20 protein-coding genes are annotated in these 23,059 nt (G+C 40.0%); 18 read left to right on the top strand and 2 right to left on the bottom strand.

What is annotated here, in order from left to right; genetic code table 11:
• Positions 1-81: 81 nt before the first annotated feature.
• Entirely contained in the window at positions 82-1,170 is a 1,089-nt protein-coding gene (locus tag AC5FX6_RS10130; protein WP_493596935.1) for a HEPN domain-containing protein, read from the bottom strand.
• Positions 1,171-1,427: 257 nt separating this feature from the next.
• Positions 1,428-2,081: a hypothetical protein gene (locus tag AC5FX6_RS10125; protein WP_493596934.1), complete on the bottom strand. Its 654-nt coding sequence runs from the start codon at positions 2,079-2,081 to the stop codon at positions 1,428-1,430.
• Positions 2,082-2,201: 120 nt separating this feature from the next.
• On the opposite strand from AC5FX6_RS10125, the gene AC5FX6_RS10120 reads away from it, so the two are divergent.
• From AC5FX6_RS10120 to AC5FX6_RS10035, 18 genes are all read left to right on the top strand, one after another.
• Positions 2,202-2,600 (top strand): helix-turn-helix domain-containing protein, encoded by a 399-nt coding sequence (locus AC5FX6_RS10120; protein ID WP_493596933.1) that lies wholly within the window; start codon positions 2,202-2,204, stop codon positions 2,598-2,600.
• A gap of 458 nt (positions 2,601-3,058) precedes the next feature.
• Complete coding sequence (locus AC5FX6_RS10115; protein ID WP_493596932.1) at positions 3,059-3,847, top strand: polysaccharide biosynthesis/export family protein; 789 nt, start codon at positions 3,059-3,061, stop codon at positions 3,845-3,847.
• Positions 3,848-3,868: 21 nt separating this feature from the next.
• The gene (locus AC5FX6_RS10110) at positions 3,869-6,232 is read left to right on the top strand and encodes a GumC family protein (protein ID WP_493596931.1); all 2,364 of its coding nucleotides are present in this window, start codon (positions 3,869-3,871) and stop codon (positions 6,230-6,232) included.
• A gap of 71 nt (positions 6,233-6,303) precedes the next feature.
• Positions 6,304-7,614 carry a nucleotide sugar dehydrogenase gene (locus AC5FX6_RS10105; RefSeq protein WP_493596930.1) on the top strand — a complete coding sequence of 437 codons (1,311 nt, stop codon included), beginning with the start codon at positions 6,304-6,306 and terminating at the stop codon, positions 7,612-7,614.
• A gap of 83 nt (positions 7,615-7,697) precedes the next feature.
• Positions 7,698-8,684 carry an SDR family oxidoreductase gene (locus tag AC5FX6_RS10100; protein ID WP_493596929.1) on the top strand — a complete coding sequence of 329 codons (987 nt, stop codon included), beginning with the start codon at positions 7,698-7,700 and terminating at the stop codon, positions 8,682-8,684.
• 74 nt (positions 8,685-8,758) lie between these two features.
• Entirely contained in the window at positions 8,759-9,772 is a 1,014-nt protein-coding gene (gene pseB, locus AC5FX6_RS10095; protein WP_493596928.1) for a UDP-N-acetylglucosamine 4,6-dehydratase (inverting), read from the top strand.
• On the top strand, positions 9,766-10,950 hold the full coding sequence (pseC, locus tag AC5FX6_RS10090) for a UDP-4-amino-4,6-dideoxy-N-acetyl-beta-L-altrosamine transaminase (protein WP_493596927.1): 1,185 nt from the start codon (positions 9,766-9,768) through the stop codon (positions 10,948-10,950). The genes pseB and pseC overlap by 7 nt, the downstream gene beginning before the upstream one ends.
• A gap of 2 nt (positions 10,951-10,952) precedes the next feature.
• Positions 10,953-11,837 carry an aldo/keto reductase gene (locus tag AC5FX6_RS10085; protein ID WP_493596926.1) on the top strand — a complete coding sequence of 295 codons (885 nt, stop codon included), beginning with the start codon at positions 10,953-10,955 and terminating at the stop codon, positions 11,835-11,837.
• Positions 11,834-12,622 (top strand): SDR family NAD(P)-dependent oxidoreductase, encoded by a 789-nt coding sequence (locus AC5FX6_RS10080; RefSeq protein ID WP_493596925.1) that lies wholly within the window; start codon positions 11,834-11,836, stop codon positions 12,620-12,622. The genes AC5FX6_RS10085 and AC5FX6_RS10080 overlap by 4 nt, the downstream gene beginning before the upstream one ends.
• Positions 12,616-13,425, top strand: a complete 810-nt coding sequence (locus AC5FX6_RS10075) for a cytidylyltransferase domain-containing protein (RefSeq protein WP_493596924.1) — start codon at positions 12,616-12,618, stop codon at positions 13,423-13,425. The genes AC5FX6_RS10080 and AC5FX6_RS10075 overlap by 7 nt, the downstream gene beginning before the upstream one ends.
• Before the next feature lies 1 nt (position 13,426).
• Positions 13,427-13,948, top strand: a complete 522-nt coding sequence (locus AC5FX6_RS10070) for a GNAT family N-acetyltransferase (protein WP_493596923.1) — start codon at positions 13,427-13,429, stop codon at positions 13,946-13,948.
• A gap of 8 nt (positions 13,949-13,956) precedes the next feature.
• Positions 13,957-15,000, top strand: a complete 1,044-nt coding sequence (pseI, locus tag AC5FX6_RS10065) for a pseudaminic acid synthase (protein WP_493596922.1) — start codon at positions 13,957-13,959, stop codon at positions 14,998-15,000.
• Positions 15,001-15,133: 133 nt separating this feature from the next.
• Positions 15,134-16,930 (top strand): ABC transporter ATP-binding protein, encoded by a 1,797-nt coding sequence (locus tag AC5FX6_RS10060; protein ID WP_493596921.1) that lies wholly within the window; start codon positions 15,134-15,136, stop codon positions 16,928-16,930.
• Between the two features lie 4 nt (positions 16,931-16,934).
• Entirely contained in the window at positions 16,935-18,242 is a 1,308-nt protein-coding gene (locus AC5FX6_RS10055; RefSeq protein WP_493596920.1) for a UDP-N-acetylglucosamine 1-carboxyvinyltransferase, read from the top strand.
• On the top strand, positions 18,229-19,086 hold the full coding sequence (gene murB / locus AC5FX6_RS10050; RefSeq protein WP_493596919.1) for a UDP-N-acetylmuramate dehydrogenase: 858 nt from the start codon (positions 18,229-18,231) through the stop codon (positions 19,084-19,086). Before AC5FX6_RS10055 ends, murB begins: the two co-directional genes overlap by 14 nt.
• A 3-nt stretch (positions 19,087-19,089) precedes the next feature.
• The gene (locus tag AC5FX6_RS10045; protein WP_493596918.1) at positions 19,090-20,157 is read left to right on the top strand and encodes a glycosyltransferase; all 1,068 of its coding nucleotides are present in this window, start codon (positions 19,090-19,092) and stop codon (positions 20,155-20,157) included.
• Between the two features lie 96 nt (positions 20,158-20,253).
• Positions 20,254-21,336, top strand: coding sequence for a glycosyltransferase (locus tag AC5FX6_RS10040; RefSeq protein WP_493596917.1), 1,083 nt, complete (start codon positions 20,254-20,256; stop codon positions 21,334-21,336).
• 103 nt (positions 21,337-21,439) lie between these two features.
• Positions 21,440-22,915 (top strand): hypothetical protein, encoded by a 1,476-nt coding sequence (locus AC5FX6_RS10035; RefSeq protein ID WP_493596916.1) that lies wholly within the window; start codon positions 21,440-21,442, stop codon positions 22,913-22,915.
• Positions 22,916-23,059: the final 144 nt, after the last annotated feature.

Genomic DNA, 23,059 nt, shown 5'->3' with positions numbered 1-23,059 from the left:
TACGAAAAAATCCGCCTCTCGTCGGCTATAACCTACCCAAAACAGGTAGGGAGTGAACATGCAAAGGAAGCCTCCCGTTTTCTAAGTTTTACTCACCTCAAACTTGCTGATCTTATCTTCAAATACTTGTTCAGCTGTAATTTGTAGCTGTTTGATTCTTTTGAACAACTCATCCAAGATTATTTCATCTAAGAAGAAATCATTTTCATACCGAGCCTTTAAATACGCTTCATCAAGCATATGTACAAGTAGCTTTTCATCCTCTGTATCTCTGGGAAAGATCATGTTGAGCTGGGGAGCGCAGCGTCTGCTGTATTTTATTAAGGTCTTGATACAGTGGGTTCTTTTTTCTTTTCCTATTAGAGAAAGCAGAATGGCCCTAAAGGTTAGCTCAGTCGCCTGGTGCAGCATGAAGGGTACAAGCACTTTATTTTTAAAGCCATTGTAGAGTGAAGCGCTTTCATAAAAGGCTTGGGCTCTCTTGAAGTTTTCCTCAAATTCCTTCTTTGCATTTTCGCGTATCTGAGGAAATAGCTCGTGTGGGGTTACAGGAAGCTCATGCTTACAGGCATCATAAATAAGGTTATCCTGTCTGCAGCTGAGGGAATAGAAGATATGCCCCTTTAATAAAGCTTCCTTTACAGCATCAAGTCTATGTAAGGAGCAGATGACATGCCTATTTCTTAAGTTCACGAATTCAACGAGTGCTTCGTGTTCCTGAAACAGAATATGGTTTCTGTAAGGGAGCACAATTAACAGGTCTATATAACCGCATTCGTTCGAAGTGCCAGTTTTCGGTTGGTTCAGGAGAAATATTTTTGATGGCTGCACAGTTTCAGCAAGGAAGGCTACTATTTCTTTAACATCCGCTAATTCATTGACTTTAGCACGGCATTCCGAATTGATAGTTTCTTTTTCAAGATTAGAGTAACAAACATCAAAGAACTGGATCAGGTTTTCGTAAAGGCAGAGCATGTCGGCTGTTTTCTCATGCGTACACAGGTCCTTTGAGCTATAAGCCCAACCCTTGTATAGCTCCCATAGCTTAGTATGCAGTTCATTTACTGGATGTTCATGAAAAAATTGTTGCAAGTGCTTCCAAATTGTTTGCTCAATACCTCTTGAATGAGCAGACTCTGCACCTTGTTTTTGACTCGTTTGTTTTGGCATAGCTCCTTCCTTACATAAGTTCTTCTTCTACACTATACCAACCTTGGGTTTCTTGTTCAATTGAATCAAAGAGCTCCATCAGCCTGCAGAGGTCAGAGATTATGATATCGAAACGGTTCGGTAGTCCGTGTTTATTAAACATGAGATAATCTAAGAGGAGCATGCGGAGAGTTCGATTAACCCTCGCAGGAGGAGTTTCTTTAATAAATAACAAAAACTCGGCTTTAAGATCAGGTGGCAGTAGTCTGACTTTCATTTTAGCTTTTCCCATCATTTTTAAGATTTAAATCGCTATTATTTTTGTCCAGATCATTATGCATGCAGTAAACAGCTTCCAGAAGCTTTTCTAATTGTTCATAGTACAGGATGTGATTGTAGTCATCTGTAACTTCTAGCAGGCTTGCGGAGCAGAGGGAGAATTCGGTCCAGTCGTTCAGTAAGGATTTCCATTGATGGAGCGATAGGGTAGAAAAGAATTGCTTGAAAATGAGATAAGGATTATCTATTTCTCTTTGCCGGAGTAAGCGAATCTTTCCGACATGCCTGATTTGAATATGTTTATAGTCTATTCGCATTTTTCGCACGTCTTCCTTGTATTCAGCTGAGGCAGGACAAAGGGAGAGCATTTGTATTTCACCTTCCTTTTCTTCTTTCCTTTGGAGCATAAGCCAACATGCATCCATTAGTTTCTCCAGCCGGGTCTGTAAGAGAAGAATATCGAGCGGCTGAAAGAGCCACCACCAGCCTTCTACCACTGTACTTGCTTTCAGATACTGCCATAAGTCTATTCTAAGATGCTCAATCGAGCTTGCATCGAAAAGCTCGATTATGACAGCGGAAGGGTTTTCGATTTCAGAGGCTGTTAGTGAGACTGGCTCAGCTGCTTCAGTTAATTTAGATTTGTTGTCCATAGCTTTTGTTTGAGTTTGAGACTCAAGATGGTACAATACGCTTGAGTACCGAACTCAAAAGTGTGGTATTTTACAACTTAACCAGTTTTGTTATTTTCCTATTTATGCTATATTTGGTACATGGAAGCAACAACAAAGCCAGTGCATATTGGAAGAAAAATAAGCCGCATCAGAGAACTGCGTGGTATCAAACAGGAAGGGCTCGCTTATGAGTTGGGGGTTAGCCAACAAGCGGTGTCCAGAATTGAGTCAAGTGAAAAGGTTGATGCTGAAATGCTTGGCAGGATATCAAAAATATTAGAAGTGGACCCTGAAATTATTAAGAATTTTAGTGAAGAAGCTGTATTTAATATTATTGGGAATACTTACAATGATCAATCAGCTTCTTTAAATTACCAATGTACTTTTAACCCGCTTAATAAGCTGCTAGAAGTTATTGAGGAAAATAAAAAGCTGTATGAAAGGTTGCTGGAAAGCGAGAAGGAGAAAGTAGCTTTGCTTAAAGAGCTACAGAAATAATGATGATATAGCTCTATCATGTCAGTGTTAAAGCAGATTTTAAACCGAACAAGCTAACACTTAATGTTATAATTAATGTTAAACTGATCTTATGAGACTTGATTTGGTGCGCTTAGTAAGTATTTCAAGGACTAAATTGAAAGTACGTTAACAGAGAGGCCTGTGAATTTTCACAGGCCTCTCTGTTAGTATTTGGGGGTAATTACAATTTTAAGAGTAACCTCTGACATACTCAGCCAATAAAATATGTGCTTCAATCGTTGACAATGCTTAGAGCTTTAGTTGATTGAGCTGTCGCTTATTGAAAATGAAATCTAAAACTGATAAATTACAAAGACTAAAAAACTGTTTTCAAAAACATTTTCTGTAATTTTGCTTTCTGGCAACCATGTGTTTATGCCATTAAGACTATATTTTGCCTTTAGCTTATTGCATTAGCAAATGCTATTTTACCATATATGAAAATTAAACCATTACTCTTCCTAGGTCTTATCTTCTTAGTCTCCTGCAGCTCCCTGCGCACCCGTAACATCGTCTATTTTAGCGACCTGGAACAGAAAGCCTTGATTACAGAGCCTGTTGAGACGAAACGATTAACTATTAAGCCAGGTGACCGCCTCTCCATTGATATACTGACACCTAATACGGAAACAAACGTGCTCTTCAACCGTGGTATCATAGTAGAAGAAAGCGCTAGTGGCGGAGGGCAAATGATGCGCCAATTAGGGAATGAGAATGCAGGTTATCTGGTAGATACAAAAGGAACGATTGATTTCCCTGTGCTTGGAAATTTGCCCGTCAAGGAATTAACTACGGAACAGGTTCGTGATACACTGATGAAGAAAGTGCGCGACTATGTTCAGGATCCCATTATCAAAGTTAGGTTGCAGAATTTTCGTTTTACGATGATGGGAGAAACGGGACCGACTGTAATTACTGTTCCTGCTGATAATGAAGAGGTGAATATTCTGGAAGGCCTAGCAATGGCTGGAGGAATCTCTATTTATGGAAAAATGGGAAATGTTCTAATTATAAGAGAGCAAAATGGAGAGCGAACAATGGCCCGCATAAATCTTAACAGTAAGGAAAGCCTGTCTTCGCCCTATTTTTATTTACAGCAGAATGACATTGTGTACGTGGAACCAGACAAAGCAAAAATTGCCGGTACCAGCTTCATTCGTCGTAACTGGGCCTTTGCAGCAGGTATTGTATCCTCTGCCTATGTACTCTATCGATTATTTCAATAAGTAATACTTCCTTTTTAGAATATGTCCGAGCTCGATTTCCAGGAAGATAACGCTGAATCTTTAGATATAAAAAGTCTAATCATGCGGTACCTACGTTACTGGTACCTATTTGTTATCGGAGCATCTATTGCCCTTACTGCTGCCCATTTATACCTACGCTATTCTACGCCTGTGTACAGCGTTAAAGCAACTATCCTTATCAAGGATGAAAGTGGAGCTGATTTGTCTACAAGTGGTGTCTTCGGAGATTTAGCGGGACTTAAAGCAAATAAGTCATTTTCTAATGAAGTGCTTATAATTAAATCCAAGGGTTTAATGCAGAGGGTGTTACAGGAATTGGGTATGGAGGTGTCTTATTTTGGTGAAGGACGCATTAAGTCACCAGAGCTGTATAGTGAACGCAGTCCTATTAAAACAGTTATTGCGCAACTGGATTCAACTGGTTTAGGTCGTCGTTTTGTTGTAGAAGTAGAATCAGATAATACTTTCAGCATTTGGGAGGGAGAAAATAAAGTATCCACCCACAAATTTGGAGAGCAAATTAAAAAAAGTTACGGCACGTTTACTATTGTGTCGGACTCTGATGTTTCGAATGATACCGGACGACGCATCTTGGTCCGCTTCAACAACTTGGGTAAAATGGCAAGTAGCTATAGCAAGCAACTGGGGGTGAGAAGTGTTAACGAATATGCCACGGTTATGGAACTCAGTTTAATTGATCCCATACCTGAAAAAGGTAAAGATATATTGAATAAATTGATTGAAATATACAACCGGGAGTCCATAAACGAAAAAAATCTAGCAGTTACGAAGACAATTCAATTTATCGACGAGCGCCTTGTCTACCTGACAGGCGAATTAGGCGATGTTGAAAAGGATGTACAGGAATATTTGCAGAAGAATAAAATTATTGATCAGACGGCCAGTGGGGGGCTTTACCTGAGTACAGCACATGGACTGAACCAACAAATAACAGATAATGAGGTTAAGCTTGAGATACTGAAATCAGTTGAGAACTATCTGCAAAATGAAGAGAATAAGTACGACTTAGTACCTACCAGCCTAGATATCGCTGATCCGACATTAGGGGGGCTAATTTCTAAATTTAATGAATTGCAAAACCAGCGGCGGCGTCTAGGGCGCACTGTTACCGATAATAATCCAGTACTAAGGAATGTGAATGAGCAGTTGGAGATACTGCGCCTAAACATTCTAGAAAATATCAGGAATATTAGGGAGGGACTCCTCGTGGTACGTCGCAATTTACAAGCTAATGCCCGCCAGTTCGAGTCACAGGTAAGACAGGTGCCCTCTATGCAGCGGGAATTGACGGAGATTAGCCGTCAAAAAGGTATAAAAGAAGGCCTGTACCTTTACCTATTGCAGAAGCGTGAAGAAGCAGCGCTGTCCCAAGCTATTACACCTTCCAACTCTCGTGTCATTGATCCAGCGGCAGCGAGTGGTAGTCCAATCGAGCCTCAATCCAAGAATATTTATTTGATGGCCCTCATAGCTGGTTTAGCTATACCATTTGCGGGTATTTTCCTGCGCAATGTGTTAAATGATACGGTGCAGGAATTGCGTGATGTAGAGAAAGGGACTTCTACTCCAATTTTAGGTGAAATTGGTCATAATGAATCAGGTAACATGCTCGTCATTACACAAGAAAGTCGCAGCTCTAGCGCTGAACTTTTCAGACTACTCCGAGCCAACTTGCAATTTGCTGCAGGAGGTAAAGAAAATAAAGTGATTTTAGTTACTTCCAGTATGAGTGGAGAAGGGAAAACTTTCTTCAGTTTAAACCTGGCTGCCAGTCTAGTGATGACGGGCAAACGCGTCGTGGTGCTTGGTTTTGACTTGCGCAAGCCAAAGCTTACTCAAGGCGTAAACCTGCCAAACAACATCGGTATTACCAATTACCTGATTTCTGACGAAGTTCAGATTGAAGATATGATTCAGTTCGCTCCTGAGATGCCGGAGCTAGCAATCATCGGTTCAGGGCCTATACCACCAAATCCAGCCGAACTAATGCTGCTGCCTAAGATTGGTATACTTTTAGAGGAACTGAAAGCTAACTTCGACTACATCATCCTTGACTCTTCACCTGTAGGACAGGTTGCAGATACATTAGCACTCGCTCCTTTTATTGATTCTAGCTTATACATTGTGCGCTATAACTATACCCATAAAAAGCAACTGCAAATCATCGACGATTTATATAAGACTCGAAAGCTAAAACACCCTATGGTTGTGTTAAATGATGCTAAAAAATCAAATAGCTATGGTTATTCCTATGGTTACGGGTATGGATATGGAAATTACTACGAAGATGAAGGTAAAAAAGGATTTGGCGGAAAATTGAGAAAATTATTAGTGAAGGGGTAAATATCTCTTAAATAGGGCAATGACAGATTGTTTTAAACTATAAAACATTAACTAAAGAAACTAATATAAAAATGTCAGGTACAGAAATGACTGGTATAGAGAATGCCAAAATAGCCGTAATCGGCTTAGGTTATGTAGGGTTGCCACTCGCCGTTGAGTTTGCAAAGAAGTTTCTAACAATTGGTTTCGATATCAATGAAGGGCGTGTTCAGGAGTTGAACACCGGGCATGATCGTACATTGGAAGTAGAGGATAAATACTTAAAGTCTGTATTAACTCCTAGCGCCAATGTGCAAGCTGGTCTCTATTGCTCCAACCAACTGCAAGACATTGAGGCATGTAATTACTACATAATAACTGTACCTACCCCGGTTGACAAAAATAACCGACCTGACTTAACTCCCCTTTACAAAGCCAGCGAAACCGTTGGTAAGGTGTTGAAGCGAGGTGATATTGTAATTTACGAATCAACCGTGTACCCTGGAGTAACAGAAGAGGAATGTGTGCCAGTGCTGGAGCGGCTGTCAGGATTGAGGTTCAATGAAGACTTTTTTGCTGGCTATTCACCTGAACGCATTAATCCAGGAGATAAAGAACACACCGTTGCAAAAATCTTAAAGATTACTTCTGGCTCTACTCCAGAAACTGCAGAGAAGGTAGATAAGCTCTATAGAAGTGTAATCATAGCGGGCACGCATAAGGCTGCTTCTATCAAAGTTGCTGAGGCCGCTAAAGTAATTGAGAATGCGCAACGCGATATTAACATCGCTTTTGTTAACGAGCTAGCTAAAATCTTTAATCGCCTGGGTATTGACACAGACGAAGTTTTGGAGGCAGCCGGCACCAAGTGGAACTTCCTTAAATTTAAGCCAGGTCTTGTAGGAGGTCACTGCATCGGTGTAGACCCTTACTACTTAGCACAAAAAGCTCAGGAGGTTGGTTATCATCCAGAGATAATTTTAGCCGGACGGCGACTGAATGATGGCATGGGCGAATATGTAGCTCATGAGGTAATTAAGTTGATGGTGAAGAAGGATATCCCTGTAAAAGGTGCCAACATCCTAGTATTAGGCATTACCTTTAAAGAGAACTGCCCGGATGTGCGCAATACGAAAGTGGTCGATATCTTACATACGCTCAAAGACTATGATATGAATATTATGATCTATGACCCATGGGCTGAGCCAGCGGAAGTGAAGCATGAGTATGGCTGGGTTTCAGTGAAGGAGTTGAATGGTGTAAGCGACTGTGATGCTATTATTCTAGCCGTTTCACACAATGAATTCAAGTCTCTTGATCTAAATAGTCTTTGCAAAGAAAAAGCGGTAATCTACGATGTGAAAGGTGTACTTCCAAAGGAAATCTCTGACGCCCGTCTTTAATAAAAATTATATTTAACTACCCCTCTTTAACAGGTAAGAGTAGTTAGATGCTTCCCATATTCAACTTTTTAATAAAGTACACCGTGTACGAGACTAAATATCATACAACAGACCTTAGTAAAAGCTCTTTCCTTGTTACAGGAGGAGCAGGATTTATTGGTTCTAACATTGTAGAGTATCTCCTAAAAAATGGAGCGGGTAAAGTGCGGGTGCTAGATAACTTCGCTACAGGTTCTCATGCTAACTTAGAAGGTTTTAGTAGCAATTCTGCTTTTGAACTAATAGAAGGCGATATTCGTGATTTAGAAACTTGCAAATCAGTTCTGAAAGGGATAGAATATGTATCCCATCAGGCTGCACTAGGTTCAGTTCCTCGTTCTATCAATGACCCGATTACAAGCAATGATGTTAATATCAGTGGCTTTTTAAATATGCTTGTAGCTTCACGCGATGCAGGTGTGAAACGAATGGTGTATGCTGCTAGTTCTAGCACTTATGGAGATCATCCCGGCTTGCCAAAAGAGGAAGACAAGATTGGTAACCCACTCTCTCCCTATGCAGTGACAAAGTTTGTGAACGAATTGTATGCCAATGTATTTTCTAAGACCTATGACTTCCACACTATTGGTCTCCGATACTTTAATGTGTTTGGCCCCAGGCAAAACCCCAAAGGGCCCTATGCAGCAGTAATACCGCTCTTTATAGAAGCAGCCCTTCAGAATAAAGCACCCTATATAAATGGAGATGGCGAAACAAGTCGTGATTTTACATTTGTTGAAAATGCGGTACAGGCCAATATTAAGGCTATGATGGCTAGAGGTATAGCAGAACATAATGTAGTAAATATCGCATATGGTGAACGCACTACATTGAATCAATTATGGGATAAAATCACTAAAATAGCAGGAATTGAATTATCTCCAGAACATAGAGAAGAGCGGAGGGGTGACGTCCGCCATAGCTTGGCTGATATAAATAAGGCAAAAACACTAATTGACTACTCACCTAAATACTCAGTATTAAAAGGCTTAGAAATTGCATATAGCTGGTACCAACGTGTGAATGTGTAACAACTTTAATCAAAAACTATTTGATTAAAGTTGTTATTAAAGCTTTGTAAATAAACGTATTAAATAAAATTGAAATGTTAACTGGCAAATCAGTATTAATAACCGGTGGAACGGGATCATTGGGAAAAGCTCTGACAACCCACATATTGCAACAATACCCTGGTGTAAAAAGGCTTGTTATCTTCTCTAGAGACGAGCAGAAGCAGTTTAATATGGCACAGGATTATCCACACGATAAGTATCCCCAGATTCGCTTTTTCATAGGTGACGTGAGGGACTACGATCGAGTGAAGAGGGCCTTGAAAGGTATTGACTATGTCATCCACGCGGCTGCCATGAAGCATGTCCCGATTGCCGAGTACAACCCGATGGAGTGCGTGAAGACAAACATCCTAGGAGCTGAGAATATCATTAACGCCTGTCTAGAGACCGAGGTGAAGCGAGTAGTAGCACTCTCCACAGATAAAGCCGCAGCTCCCATTAATTTGTATGGCGCAACAAAACTTGCGTCTGATAAATTATTTGTAGCCGCGAATAACATCAAAGGTTGGAACCCAATTCGGTTTTCTGTAGTACGTTACGGAAATGTGATGGGCTCGAATGGTTCAGTTATACCTTTCTTTTTAAACAAAAAGAAAGAAGGAATATTGCCAATCACTGACGCTACTATGACTAGGTTTAACATTAGCCTGCAGGGCGGCGTGGATATGGTAATGCACGCGCTGGAAACTGCTTGGGGAGGTGAAATTTTTGTTCCAAAAATTCCTTCTTATAAAATTACAGATGTTGCTGAAGCCATTGGACCAGAGTGTGAGAAAAAAATGGTAGGTATTAGACCGGGTGAGAAAATTCACGAGGAAATGATTACCTCTTCTGATTCATACTATACCTATGATCTTGGAAGGTATTATGCTATCGTACCTGCCATTCCAAGATGGAGTGTGGAAGATTTTGTTAAAGAATTCAAGGCAGAAAAAGTACCAGCGGGCTTTAAGTACAATTCTGGTGAGAACTCAGAGTGGGTTTCTGTGGAGGAATTGAGAGGACTTATAAAGGAACATGTTGACGAAAATTTTTCTGTATGCTAAATCATATAGTCCCCTATGGTCGCCAGCACATCACCGAGGCCGACATACAGGCGGTGGTGGAGACACTGCAGTCGGACTTCCTGACGCAGGGGCCAAAGGTGGCGGAGTTTGAGCAGGCTTTTGCCAAATACGTGGGCGCCAAGTATGCCGTGGCGGTGAGCAACGGCACGGCGGCCCTGCACCTGTGCGCCATGGCGCTGGGTGTGAACGAGAACTCCCGTGTCATCACCACTCCCATCACCTTCGTGGCCTCGGCAAATTGCGTGCGCTACTGCGGCGGTACAGTTGAGTTTTGCGACATCGACCCGGCCACAGCCCTGATCGACATTGCGCAGGTGCGCCAGATGGTGGAGAGCAAGCCCCGCGGCTACTATAGCGGCATCATTCCGGTGGATTTTGCGGGCAACCCAGTGAATCTGGAGGAGCTGCACCTATTGGCTGACGAGCACGGGCTTTGGATCATCGAGGACGCGGCCCACTCCCCAGGCGGCTTCTTCGTTGACAGCCAGGGTGAAAAGCAGTGCTGCGGCAACGGACGTTTTGCGGAGCTGGCTATCTTCTCCTTCCACCCCGTCAAGCACATCGCCACAAGCGAGGGCGGCATGGTGACCACCAACGACGAAGAACTCTACAAAAAACTTTTGCTATACCGCACCCACGGCATCACCCGCGATCAGGAGCTTTTGGAGGAAAACCATGGCGGCTGGTACATGGAGATGCAGGAATTGGGTTATAACTACCGCATTCCCGACATGCTCTGCGCGCTGGGCATCTCGCAGCTGGCCAGAGCCGACGAGGGCATGCTGCGCCGCCGGGAGATCGCCCGGGTATACGATGAGGCCTTCGCCGGTGCAGCTGGGATAAAGGTGCTGGGCACCAATCCGGCTGCCATGACTGAAAGTGGGGAAACAGGCCATGCCTATCACCTTTATGTGATCAAGGTGCAGGACCGCAAGGGGCTCTACGACTTCCTGCGTGAGCACCAGATCTTTGCGCAGGTGCACTACATACCAGCCCATACCATGCCGTATTACCGCAGCCTGGGCTATAAAAAGGGAGATTTCCCGCAGGCAGAGCGCTACTATGAAGCCTGTCTGAGTTTGCCGATGTACCCGACCCTGACGCAGGAGGAGCAGCAATTTGTGATTGAGAAGGTTAAGGAGTTTTGCAAAGCTTGAATGTGAGCAACCAGACCCCGACACAGCGGCTGATCCTGGGCACGGCGCAGTTCGGACTCCCGTACGGCATCAGCAACCAGCGCGGGCAGATACCGGATGCGGAGGTGAGGGTTATCCTGGCCGAAGCAGCAAAAGCAGGTATAGACACGCTGGACACGGCTGCAGCCTACGGCGACAGTGAGCAGTGTCTGGGCAATGCCCTCAGCACCCTGCCAACCCAATTCCGTATCATCTCCAAATATCCGCCCAATAGTCCTGACACAAGCATCGCACAGGCATTCCGTGGCTCACTCGAGCGCCTGAAGGTCGATAAACTGTACGGCTACCTGCTGCACAGCTATGCGAGTTATAGCAGCAAACCGAGTGTGCTGGACGAGCTGAAGGAGATCAAGTCCTCTGGCCAGGTTGAAAAGATCGGCATTTCGCTCTACCATCCGGCTGAGGCAGAGGAGCTGCTCAAGCAAGCTGCGCCAATCGACCTCGTGCAGTTCCCCTACAGCATTTTTGACAGGCGCTTTGAGGAGGTGCTGCCGGAGCTGAGAAGCCGTGGCATTGAAACGCACATCCGCTCGGTATACCTGCAGGGGCTCTATTTTATGCAGCCGGACCAGCTACCGCTATACCTACAAGAGGCTACACCCAAATTAGAGCGGCTGCAGCAACTGGCCAAGGCACATCAAGTCCCGATCGGGGCGGTTTGTCTGGGTTTTGCGCTGGCAAATCCCTATATTTCCAGTGTGGTGATTGGTGTGGAAAGCTTGCACACCCTGCAAGAGAACATCCACTTCAGCGGCACGGAGATTCCGAAGGCGCTCCATACCGAACTAATGGAATTGAAAGAAGAAAACAAAAGTATACTCTTACCTTACAAGTGGCCCGCACGATGAGCAGCAGTCTTACTGAACTATTTTCCCTCTCTGGCAAGGTGGCCCTTGTCACAGGCGGCTACGGCCATCTGGGCACTGCTATCAGCCTGGCGTTGGCCGAGGCGGGTGCTACCGTCTATGTGCTCGGCCGCAGCGAAACCAGGTTCCAGGAGGCCTTCAGCGATCATGCTGACCTTGGCATCTCCTTTGTCTCATGCGACATCTCCGATACGAAAACGGTTGCGGCGGCCTTTGAGCAGGTGCAGGGTGAGCAGGGCCGGATCGACGTGTTGGTGAACAACGCCTTTTACTCCAAAGGGCAGCAGCCAGAGCAGCTCACGGACGAAGAATGGAGCTATGGCATCGACGGCAACCTCAATAGTGTGTACCGCTGCATCCGGGAAGTGATTCCCTACCTGAAGCAGCATGGCGGACGGATCATTAACGTGTCTTCCATGTATGGCATGGTTTCTCCAGATTTCAGCATCTACGACGAAAGCCCGGCTTTTTTGAATCCGCCGCACTATGGAGCCGCCAAGGCGGGTGTGCTGCAACTCACGCGTTACTTTGCCTGCTATCTGGGCAAGCACAACATCACGGTCAACGCCGTTACGCCGGGACCTTTCCCGAGTGAGCAGGTACAGCAAAACGAAATGTTTGTGGAGCAGCTGAAGAAAAAGAACCCACTGGGCCGCATTGGCAAGCCTGATGACCTGAAAGGAGCCTTCGTATACCTGGCTTCGGACGCCTCGGCTTATATGACGGGACAGAACATGGTGCTGGACGGAGGCTGGACGGCATGGTAAAGGTCGGCGCCATCATACAGGTGCGCCTGGGCTCGGAGCGGCTACCTGGCAAGGCGCTGCTGCCATTGCCCTTCGGCGGTAGTACCAGCCTGCTGGAGCATGTGGCAACCAACGCCCAGTTGGCCAAGTCTTTGCATCAAATCATCATCGCCACTACGATACGCCCCGAGGACGATGCCATCGAAGCTTTCTGCCAGGCAAAAGGAATACACTGTATGCGCGGTTCAGCCGATGATGTGCTGGAGCGCTTCCAGCAGACTGCCCATACCTATGGGCTGGATGTGATCGTAAGGCTCACTGGCGACAATCCTTTTGTGATGCCAGAGACAATCGACCAGACGGTTGATCAAATGCAAGCTACTAACTCAGATTATATCATTACCTCAGGTCTTCCTCTCGGCACAAACGTGGAGGTATTTTCACGCCAAGCCCTGGACATAGCCGCAGCACAAGCCACTGCAGCCGCCGACAGGGAACATGTAACGCCTTTTATCAGAAGGGAAGCCGGTTTTAGCACACAGACGATGGCCTTGGATTCTCCTATCAATCAGCTGCGCCTTACCGTAGACTACCCTACCGACTATGCGCTGGCTGCTCTGCTCTTTGAGCGACTCTGGAAACCGGGTCAGCCGATCACGCACGAGGCGATTGGCAAACTGCTGCAGGAACAGCCCTGGCTGCAGGAGGTGAATGCGGCCAATGCGCAGCGGCAGGTATTTGCCTCAGAAGAAGAAGAATTAACAGCCGCCAAGAAAGTGCTCCAAGCCGGTGGATTTGACAGAACGCTGCAAAAACTACCATAGCATGAATAGGAAAACACGCATTATTTTCAGGGCGGATGGGAATAGCCGTATTGGACTTCGAGATGCTAAGGTAGCTGACCTATATTTGTTATTTGACTGGTCAAATGATCCAGAAGTACGTCGCCATTCCTTTAACCCAAGCCCTATTTCAATTCAGGAGCATACTAAGTGGTTCCATTCTAAGTTAATCAATCCAAGTTCTAAGATTTACATTGCTGAAAGTGATGGAATTTCCGCAGCACAGATACGCTTTGAGATTAATGGCAAATATGCCATAATCAGCTATTTGATAAGCAAAGGGTTTAGGGGAAAAGGCCTTGGACATATTGTTCTTCAGAAAGGGATAGAAAAACTTTTGCAGCAGAATCCAAATATAAGTTCAGTTGAAGGGCTAGTACAACATAATAATACTGCCTCTATTAGATCTTTTGAGAAAGCTGGTTTTACTTATGGAAAAGCTGACCCACATCAACCTCAAGCACACCGTTTCATATTAGAGCTTTCAACTCTAGAAAATTTTTAATAAATACCATGATCAACGATATCAGCATTGCCGGCCGTCTGATCGGCCCTTCCCATAAGCCCTTTATAATCGCTGAGATGTCGGGCAACCACAACCAGTCGCTGGAGCGGGCGCTGGCCATCGTGGACGCCGCCGCCGAGGCAGGTGCCGATGCCATCAAACTGCAGACCTACACCGCCGACACCATGACCCTGCCGGGCGCCCTCACCATCGAGGACGAAGGTTCGCTCTGGAAGGGCCGTGAGCTCTATGATCTTTACAAAGAGGCCTACACCCCCTGGGAGTGGCACCAGCCTATTTTCGAGCGGGCACGGGAGCGCGGCATGATCGCCTTCTCCTCTCCTTTCGACGAATCGGCGGTGGACTTCCTCGAGAGTCTGGATGCTCCGGCCTATAAGATCGCTTCGTTTGAGAACACCGACCACCCACTGCTGCGCAAAGTGGCTGCCACAGGCAAGCCTGTGATCATGAGTACTGGCGCTGCGACCGTGCAGGAAGTGGCCGAGGCCGTGCAGGTGTTGCGAGAGGAAGGCTGTCTGGAGCTGATTCTGCTCAAATGCACCTCCACCTACCCTGCCACACCAGAGAATACTAACCTCCGCACAATTCCGCACTTGAATGCGCTTTATGACGTACAGGTTGGCCTATCGGACCACACCATGGGTGTTGGGGCTTCGGTAGCCGCTGTGGCGCTTGGTGCGACCGTGATCGAGAAGCACTTTACGCTCAGTCGCGCTGATGGCGGCGTGGACTCGGCTTTCTCGCTGGAGCCCGCCGAGCTACAGTCGCTGGTAGTGGAGTCGGAAAGAGCCTGGTTGGCGCTGGGACATGTGCAGTATGGTGTGCAGCGGGCGGAGGAAAAGAGCCGTTTGTTCAAGCGCTCTGTCTATGCTTCCAAAGACATTCAGGCTGGTGAAGTCTTCACTGAAGAGAATATCCGCGTTATCAGACCCGGCTTGGGACTCCCGCCGAAGCACTACGACAACCTGCTGGGCAAAAGCGCAGCGCAGGACATCAAAGCAGGCACACCGCTAAGCTGGGGCATTGTATAACACATGGGAATAATTATATTATATATGAATGCATTAATTAATGTGTTGTTACTCTTAGCGATGTAATTCGTGTCTTAGTAAGCTAAAATATATAATTAGTAATTTTTTATAAATCCAAATTTTTTAATAAATCTTGAAAAATATCAAACAACTCATAAAAAACAATTTTGAACATTTTACTTACTTCTATACACATCTACGTTATAAATTAATTATAGCCTTATCATTAAGTATTATAGTAGGAACACTTGATGGATTTGGCTTAGCTATGTTTCTGCCGCTTCTTGAGATGGTTGACGGTCAGAATACAGCATCAGCAGAAGGTCTTGGAAATCTTGCTTTTATAGTTGATATACTTCATAATTTAGGTTTAAATTTAAACTTGCAAACAGTATTGTTTACAATGCTGTTTTTCTTTGGCCTAAAAGGTGTGGCTAAATTTTGTGAATCTTATTATAAGGTTATAACACAACAGTATTTTATAAAAAGATTAAGAATCTTAAACCTCAATAAACTATCAAATTTCAGATACAAAGCTTTTGTAACTGCTGATGCTGGTAGAATACAGAATACATTAAGTGGTGAAACGGTAAGAGTAGTATCAGCCTATCGATATTACTTTATGGCTATGCAGGCTACTGTAATGCTAATGGTATATGTAATCTTAGCATTCATGGCTAATCCCCAATTTGCAATTTTAGTTGCAGTTGGTGCAACTGTTTCAAATTTAGCTTTCAAACAAGTATATAAACGAACAAAGGAAGTTTCAAAAAAAATTACCCAGGATAGTCATGGTTATCAAGGTTTATTAATTCAAAAAGTAGCATACTTTAAATATCTTAAGGCAACTGCGTTAATTAGTAAATACACAGAGAAACTTAAGAAAGCTGTATATGAAATAGAAAAAAGCAATAAAAAAATTGGATATTATGGTGCTATATTAGGCTCTGTGCGAGAGCCTATGGTAGTAACAGTTGTAGTATTAGTAATTCTAATACAAGTAAAATATTTTGGATCTAGCCTTGGCTTAATAATATTGTCTTTACTATTCTTTTACCGTTCTTTAACTTTTTTGATGGTGTTGCAGACTCAATGGAATAACTTCTTAAATGTTTCTGGTTCTCTTGAGAATATGACGGATTTCCAAAGGGAAATGGAAAGCGAACAAGAAGTTAATGGCAAAACGAGACTTGTAAACTTCCAAAAGAGTATTGAAATAAGAAACTTAAGATTTGGATATGGTGATAATTTAATTTTAAAGGATTTAAACCTAACATTGATAAAAAATAAAACATACGCCTTCGTAGGAGAATCTGGATCAGGGAAGACGACATTAGTTAATTTGATTACTAATTTAATGTATCCAGATCAGGGAGAGATTTTTATTGATGATCATAACACTAGAGAATTAGAAATTAAAAGTTTTCAATCTAGGATAGGTTATATTACTCAAGAACCTGTAATTTTTAATGATTCAATTTTTAATAATGTTACCTTTTGGGATCAACCAAGTCCCGATAATATTGCTAAATTCTGGCAAGCTCTTTCTAAAGCTAATATCATAGAATTTGTAAAAGCACTACCTAACAGTGAAAAAGAAATGCTTGGTAATAATGGAATAAACATTTCTGGAGGCCAGAAACAAAGACTATCAATTGCTAGAGAGCTTTATAAGGACATTGATATTCTAGTGATGGATGAAGCAACTTCAGCGCTGGATTCTGAAACTGAAAGAGTTATTCAGAAAAATATTGATCAGTTGAAAGGTCATTATACAATACTTATAGTGGCCCATAGATTATCTACCATACGGAATGCTGACGAAGTAATAGTGATGAATAAAGGACAAATCACATCAATCGGAACATTTAAGCAGTTGATTGAGGAGTCTAGTGAGTTTAGAAAAATGATTGAATTGCAAGAAGTTTAATATAATGGAAAGAAATATAATAGCTACAATTGAGGGTGGCAGAAAACCCTTAGGTAAAGTTAGAGTAAGCGGTGCAAAGAACTCAGCAACACGTTTGTTAGCAGCTTCATTAATTTCTGATGGACATGTACAGCTCAATAATTTTCCAACTTTATTGGTAGATGCAAAATATAAAATTGATTTTATCAAAAGGAGCGGTGCTTCAATTTCAGTAAATGATATAGAAGAAACTATATTAATAGATCCAGAGAATCTCCGGAATACATTGTTAGAACACTATGATTTTCCAATTAGGACTACATATTTATTAGTACCAGCTTTGATTAAAAAATCAAATGTAGCATTTATTCCATATCCAGGTGGCTGCAAGATTGGAAATAGGGGTTATGATTTGCATATAATGGTATGGGAATCTCTTGGCGCCAAGGTAGAAGAAATGGAAAATTACATACGAGTTACAACTGATAACGGGTTTAAACCAGGTGAGATCAATTTCCCCAAAAGTACTATTGGTGGTACAGAAAATGCGCTAATATCGGCATCTACTATTAATGGTAAAACTATAATTCGTAACGCATATATCTCTCCAGAAATAGAAGACTTAATTTTGTTTTTAAGATCAATTGGAGTGACAATCAAAGTTGTAGGCAACAGTTTCATTGAAGTTACTGGAAGAGATTATTTAGAAGGCTCAGTCTACAGTGTAATGCCAGACAGAATTGAAGCTCTTACATGGGTTGTCTATGGAGTGTTATCAGGAGGTGATATTACCATTCTAGATGTACCCTTCAAGTCTATGGAAATTCCATTGATTCACTTGAAAGAGGCAGGTATTGATTTATATATGAATTCGAACAATATCCACGTTACACCTGATTGCCTAATTAATGGAATGATTCAACCGTTTGAAGTAGCAACAGGAACTCATCCAGGTATTATATCAGATATGCAACCATTCTTTGTCATGCTCGGTCTTCATGCTGATGGAATTAGTCGAATTTTCGATTACAGATATCCTGAAAGGTTAAAATATTGTGAGCAGTTAGCCAGATTTTATAAGGGTCGAATTTCATGGGAAAGAGGTAGCATAACAACGCAAGGCAACACCGAGTTTCCAAAAAGCGTAGTAAACGCTCAATCAACTGATTTGCGAGGAAGCATGGCTTTAGTTATGGCAGCTCTATTAGCAGAAGGTGAATCGACAATTCTTAATGTCGAAATGGCAATGCGTGGCTATAATAATCTTCAAAAAAAGCTGAAAGACTTAGGTATAACAATTAGAACTAAGAGTATGGAATATGAAAATAGTTAAGAATTTTGACTTGACAGATTTCAATAGCTATAAAATTAAGTCTTACTGTAACAAAGCATTTTTCCCAAAAACAGAAGAAGATTTTATTGAAATCTATAAGAATCATCCTATAAGCAACAAAATAATATTAGGAGGAGGATATAATGTAATTTTATCTAAAGAGTACTATACTGAAGATTTTATTATTATTGGGCCATCTTTTGCAGAAATTACTGTCGACAATGATATTATTTCATGTGAAGCAGGTGCAACAACATTTGATGTAAGTAATAAAGCTTACGAATTTTCCTTATCTGGATTTGAAATGTTTTATGATATACCAAGCTCTATCGGAGGGAGTATTGTAATGAACGCAGGGGCTTCAGGAGAGGAAATTAAGGACATACTCCTTAAAGTACGCTATTTAGATTTATCAGATTTGATTATTAAAGAAATTGATAATCAAGATATAGGGTTTTCTTATCGGGATAGCTTTTTTCAAAGGAGTACAGATAAAATAATTTTAAAAGGATGGTTCAAATTGAGATTTGCTAACAAGGCAGATATCAAAAATAAGATGGAATATATTAGGAATGCAAGATGGCAAAAACAGCCCAAAGAATTTCCTAATGCAGGTAGTGTATTTAAGCGACCTACAGGTTATTATGTAGGGTCTATTATAGAAGAGTTAGGATTGAAGGGATATACGATTGGGGGTGCTAAAATATCAGAAAAACATGGGGGATTTATTGTTAACTATAACAATGCAAAAGGACAAGACATCATTGATATAATAAAGACAGTTCAGGCTAAAGTTTTGAGTAAATATAATTTGAATTTAGAGGTAGAGCAAAGAATTCTGTAGTTTATGGAAAAAGTGATTTTTACCTTGGAATCAAGGTATTTAGGAGGAGCTGAACGAAGATGGATTAAAATATTTCAAAAATTATCTGAGCTAAACAATATTGATATCGCTATTATATTGTCAGAAACCTTAATTAATAATGTACAAAAAAGTGATGATATAAACATTCGAAATTTTTTGGATAAAACTAATAGCCTCAAAATTTATAAATTAAAAGATAATTTTAAGAGCAAAACTGTAAGTAAAGCATTAAAGTTTTCATCATTATTAATATATGGAGCTAATTTGAAGATAATGGGTTTCAAAAGGGTGCATTCAATTATGAATCCTAGAGCTGCTTATATCCTAAAAAAAATTTATGGTTATCATCATACGCATGAAGTTGCGGGTCCAGAGTACGCTTTAAAATATGCAAAATCAAAATATTGTAAATCTGTAAATAATGTAGTAACTGTAAGTTCAGGTATTGCAAAAATATTGATGTCACAAGGTGTTAATAATGTAAGTCATACATACTCAATCCCATACTATGAAAATAGGGAACTCGAAACACCATTACCAAAAGAGAATATTGTTGTATTTGCACATAGGTTTGTTAAAAGGAAAAATGCAATATTATGCGCTTTTATTTTCAAAGAATTAGCTGAGAAATTTCCGGATTGGAAATTTTATCTTCTTGGTAAAGGAGATAATGCTACTACTAATTATATCAAAGATATAGTCACAGGTCCTTCAAATATAGAATTTGGTTATAAAGCAGATATTTCAGAAGTACTGGTTAAATCTAAACTATTTTTATCTTTTAATTCAGTTAACAATTTCCCATCTCAAAGTGTCATGGAGGCGCTGCATTACGATAACTTTTTAGTTTTAAGTGATAGGGGCGAGTCTTCCATTTTTGTAGAAAACAAAAATGGAATTCTTGTAGATTTAGAATTTGAAGTAATTACTGAGCTGTTAAGTAAGCTAATCGCTGAAAATAATTTTGATAGTGGACTATCAAATGCACATCTAGAAAATAAGTTTAATCATAATATATTTATAAATGAATTGATTAATATTCATACGTAATTGTTGTGATTAATTTTAAATATTGATAGTTTTTAATATTGACTGGTAGATGTACGCTGAATGTAGTATATATTCATAAAAATGTGAATTAAATAAATGCCAACAAAAAAAGTACTTATAGTGATTGGTTCCTTTAAAACAGGAGGAGCAGAAAGGATGGCAATAAATGTAGGAGAAGAACTAAGTAATAGAGGATATGAAGTTCATTTTGCTTTACAAAAACCAATATTTGAGTTGCCACATAATATTGTAAGAAAAAGAATACATGTTTTAAACAATAGAAAGGTTTCATCGAAATATATTTTTCATCTGCTTAATTTCTTTTTGGTCTTCCTATTAAGGCTTAAATTAAAGCCTGATCTGGTTATTGGATTTACTTATTATAGTAGCTTCTTGGCATGTTTTACTTTTTCAAGAAACATAATTGGAAGATTTGATACTAACCCTTATGTGCTAGCAAAAAAAAGGCAAAGGATTGCTAATTTTGTTCTTAAATGGCCTTTTGTACAATATGTAATTGTACCATCTATAGGACTTTCTGAAGCTATTATTAAACGAAATAGCAAAAACAAGAAAAAAATTAAGGTGATATATAATTCAATTGACTCTAACAAAATTTTAGAACTAAGTAAAAAGGAGAGCACTTATGTATTCGACCAACCTTATATATGTGCAATGGGAAGACTGAAAAAGCAGAAAAATTTTGAAATGCTCATTGCTGCTTACTCTTTAAGTAATATTAAAGAATATTTTGATTTAGTTATTATTGGGGAAGGAAATATGAAGGAGGTACTTTTTGGTAAAGCCTTAAGCTTTGGAGTTGCCGATAAGATTAGATTTACAGGGCAGTTAAGCAACCCTTTTCCTATCATTAGAAATTCAACTCTTTTTTTAAATACATCTAATTCTGAAAGCTTTTGTAATGTGATCTTAGAGGCGTTGGTATTGAATGTTCCAGTTATTGCTACTAATTGCAACTATGGACCTTCAGAAATAATCAGAAATAAAATAAATGGAATATTAATTCCAGTTGATAACGAAAAAGAATTGATTTATATACTCAATAATCTAAATGGCGAACAGCTATCTAAATACAGAGAAGGTATTCCTAATTCTATAGAGAAGTTTCAGTTGGCTTATATAGCCGATGAATGGGAAAAAATGATAAATAGCATTTAAAAACAATGTAATGCTAAATTAGTTTCATAAACAAATTCTCTTTGTTAATAATATTGATTTAATTTAAAATGCAATATTACTATCAAATTTACATTGAATAATTATGGTTTCGAGTAAATGGTCAAGAACCGATACAGTTGAACTTATTTTAGAAATTGAGAACAAGATTAAATCAGATAATTTAGTAATAGAAGGAATTAAAGTATGGCCATGGATTAGAATAAAATTATTTGTTTATTTTATAAATAAGCTTGAAAGAAATGAAAATAGCAAAATTCGGAAGTCAAATAAAAATTCGTTCTTTAGTAAAATAAGTAATTTAAAAATATTAATATTTCATCTTTTTAAATTACTTATATTAAACAAAAAAAAATACTTATTTATTGGATCTAGAACGTATCGAGTTAAAAAGGAGGGTGAATTAATGAATAAATTTTTTGACCCACTTATTATCAATCAAAACATACAAAAAGAGAGCCTTACGGTCGATATAGATATAAATACTGAATGCAATTTTAATGGTACCAATCTTTTATTCTTTCCTACTGTTAAAAGATTATTGACACTTTTTAAAAAAAACAAATCGATAAATACAGATACTAAAATTACATTACTCAATGTAGCGGCTGATATAGAACACATAGCTAAATCTAAAAATTTAATAGGATCTGATAAAATTAAAGAAGAATTTGGGTCGATTTTAGTGTTTGAGTGGTCTAAATTAATAGTAAATGTTTCTGTTTGGGAAGTAATTATTAACAAGCTAAAGCCTAAAGTAATATTTACATTATGTTATTATGCTAATAATACTCTTGCTGCAAATGTAGCAGCTTCACGGCTCAAAATTCCTACCATAGAATTACAACATGGACCAATTAATAATTTACATTTAGCATATGGATCATTTATTAATGTCCCTCGATGTCAGGACTCGTATTTTCTACCATCGGCATTTCTTACTTGGGATTTGTCTAGTAAAAAATCTTTAGAAACCTCTTTTTTAAATAAAAAAGTATATGAGTTAGGCCACATATGGTTGGATTATAATAGTTCTAATTCGAAAGATATAGCTAAACCAAATCGTAAAATTATTACTTATGCTTTACAACCCTCAAGAGAAATGGGGGATCCTTTTCCTGATTATCTTATAAGATGGATAAGTCAATCTAAAAATGATTTTGTTTGGTGGTTTCGCCTACATCCTCGCCAATTTGATGAATATCAACAACTTAAAGATAGGCTTACATCTATTTTGGAAAATGTTGAGTGGGAGATTGATAAACCGTCTTACAATGCATTACCTGAAGTTTTAGAAATGAGTTCTTATTTAGTTACTTTCTGTTCAGGTGCTATTAGTGAAGCAGCATTACTGGGGGTCCCTTCGTTTGCTTTATCAAATTTATCAAGTGAATATTATAAATATGAATGCGAAAAGAAAATGCTTTACGTTGCTTCTGAGTATGATAAATCACTTGACTGGGGTGACTTTTATAATGTCTTTAAATTAAATGTTGATGTTTCTCAGTTAAAAAGAAATAATAGTTTTAAAGAATTTGACCAGATAATCAAAAGTATATAATTGTATTAAAATTAATTACACATTACTTTGATAAGTGTTATCTTAATAACTTTTATCATAAAATTAAAAGTGAGTAATTAATAATTATTAAGAAATTAATTAAATCATGAAATTGAAATAATTATAAGTTGTATTATTTGTATT

This window comes from Pontibacter sp. LHS2 (assembly GCF_058932845.1).
Note: the sequence above shows the minus strand (reverse complement) of the source record. Positions and strands in the feature narration are given on the sequence as shown.

Coding starts and splice junctions, on each gene's coding strand:
- pseI (WP_493596922.1), top strand. CDS start 13,957: ATGATCAACGATATCAGCATTGCCGGCCGTCTGATCGGCCCTTCCCAT.
- AC5FX6_RS10045 (WP_493596918.1), top strand. CDS start 19,090: ATGGAAAAAGTGATTTTTACCTTGGAATCAAGGTATTTAGGAGGAGCT.
- AC5FX6_RS10115 (WP_493596932.1), top strand. CDS start 3,059: ATGAAAATTAAACCATTACTCTTCCTAGGTCTTATCTTCTTAGTCTCC.
- AC5FX6_RS10035 (WP_493596916.1), top strand. CDS start 21,440: ATGGTTTCGAGTAAATGGTCAAGAACCGATACAGTTGAACTTATTTTA.
- AC5FX6_RS10040 (WP_493596917.1), top strand. CDS start 20,254: ATGCCAACAAAAAAAGTACTTATAGTGATTGGTTCCTTTAAAACAGGA.
- AC5FX6_RS10120 (WP_493596933.1), top strand. CDS start 2,202: ATGGAAGCAACAACAAAGCCAGTGCATATTGGAAGAAAAATAAGCCGC.
- AC5FX6_RS10055 (WP_493596920.1), top strand. CDS start 16,935: ATGGAAAGAAATATAATAGCTACAATTGAGGGTGGCAGAAAACCCTTA.
- AC5FX6_RS10070 (WP_493596923.1), top strand. CDS start 13,427: ATGAATAGGAAAACACGCATTATTTTCAGGGCGGATGGGAATAGCCGT.
- murB (WP_493596919.1), top strand. CDS start 18,229: ATGAAAATAGTTAAGAATTTTGACTTGACAGATTTCAATAGCTATAAA.
- pseC (WP_493596927.1), top strand. CDS start 9,766: ATGCTAAATCATATAGTCCCCTATGGTCGCCAGCACATCACCGAGGCC.
- AC5FX6_RS10130 (WP_493596935.1), bottom strand. CDS start 1,170: ATGCCAAAACAAACGAGTCAAAAACAAGGTGCAGAGTCTGCTCATTCA.
- AC5FX6_RS10105 (WP_493596930.1), top strand. CDS start 6,304: ATGTCAGGTACAGAAATGACTGGTATAGAGAATGCCAAAATAGCCGTA.
- AC5FX6_RS10080 (WP_493596925.1), top strand. CDS start 11,834: ATGAGCAGCAGTCTTACTGAACTATTTTCCCTCTCTGGCAAGGTGGCC.
- AC5FX6_RS10075 (WP_493596924.1), top strand. CDS start 12,616: ATGGTAAAGGTCGGCGCCATCATACAGGTGCGCCTGGGCTCGGAGCGG.
- AC5FX6_RS10125 (WP_493596934.1), bottom strand. CDS start 2,081: ATGGACAACAAATCTAAATTAACTGAAGCAGCTGAGCCAGTCTCACTA.
- AC5FX6_RS10110 (WP_493596931.1), top strand. CDS start 3,869: ATGTCCGAGCTCGATTTCCAGGAAGATAACGCTGAATCTTTAGATATA.
- pseB (WP_493596928.1), top strand. CDS start 8,759: ATGTTAACTGGCAAATCAGTATTAATAACCGGTGGAACGGGATCATTG.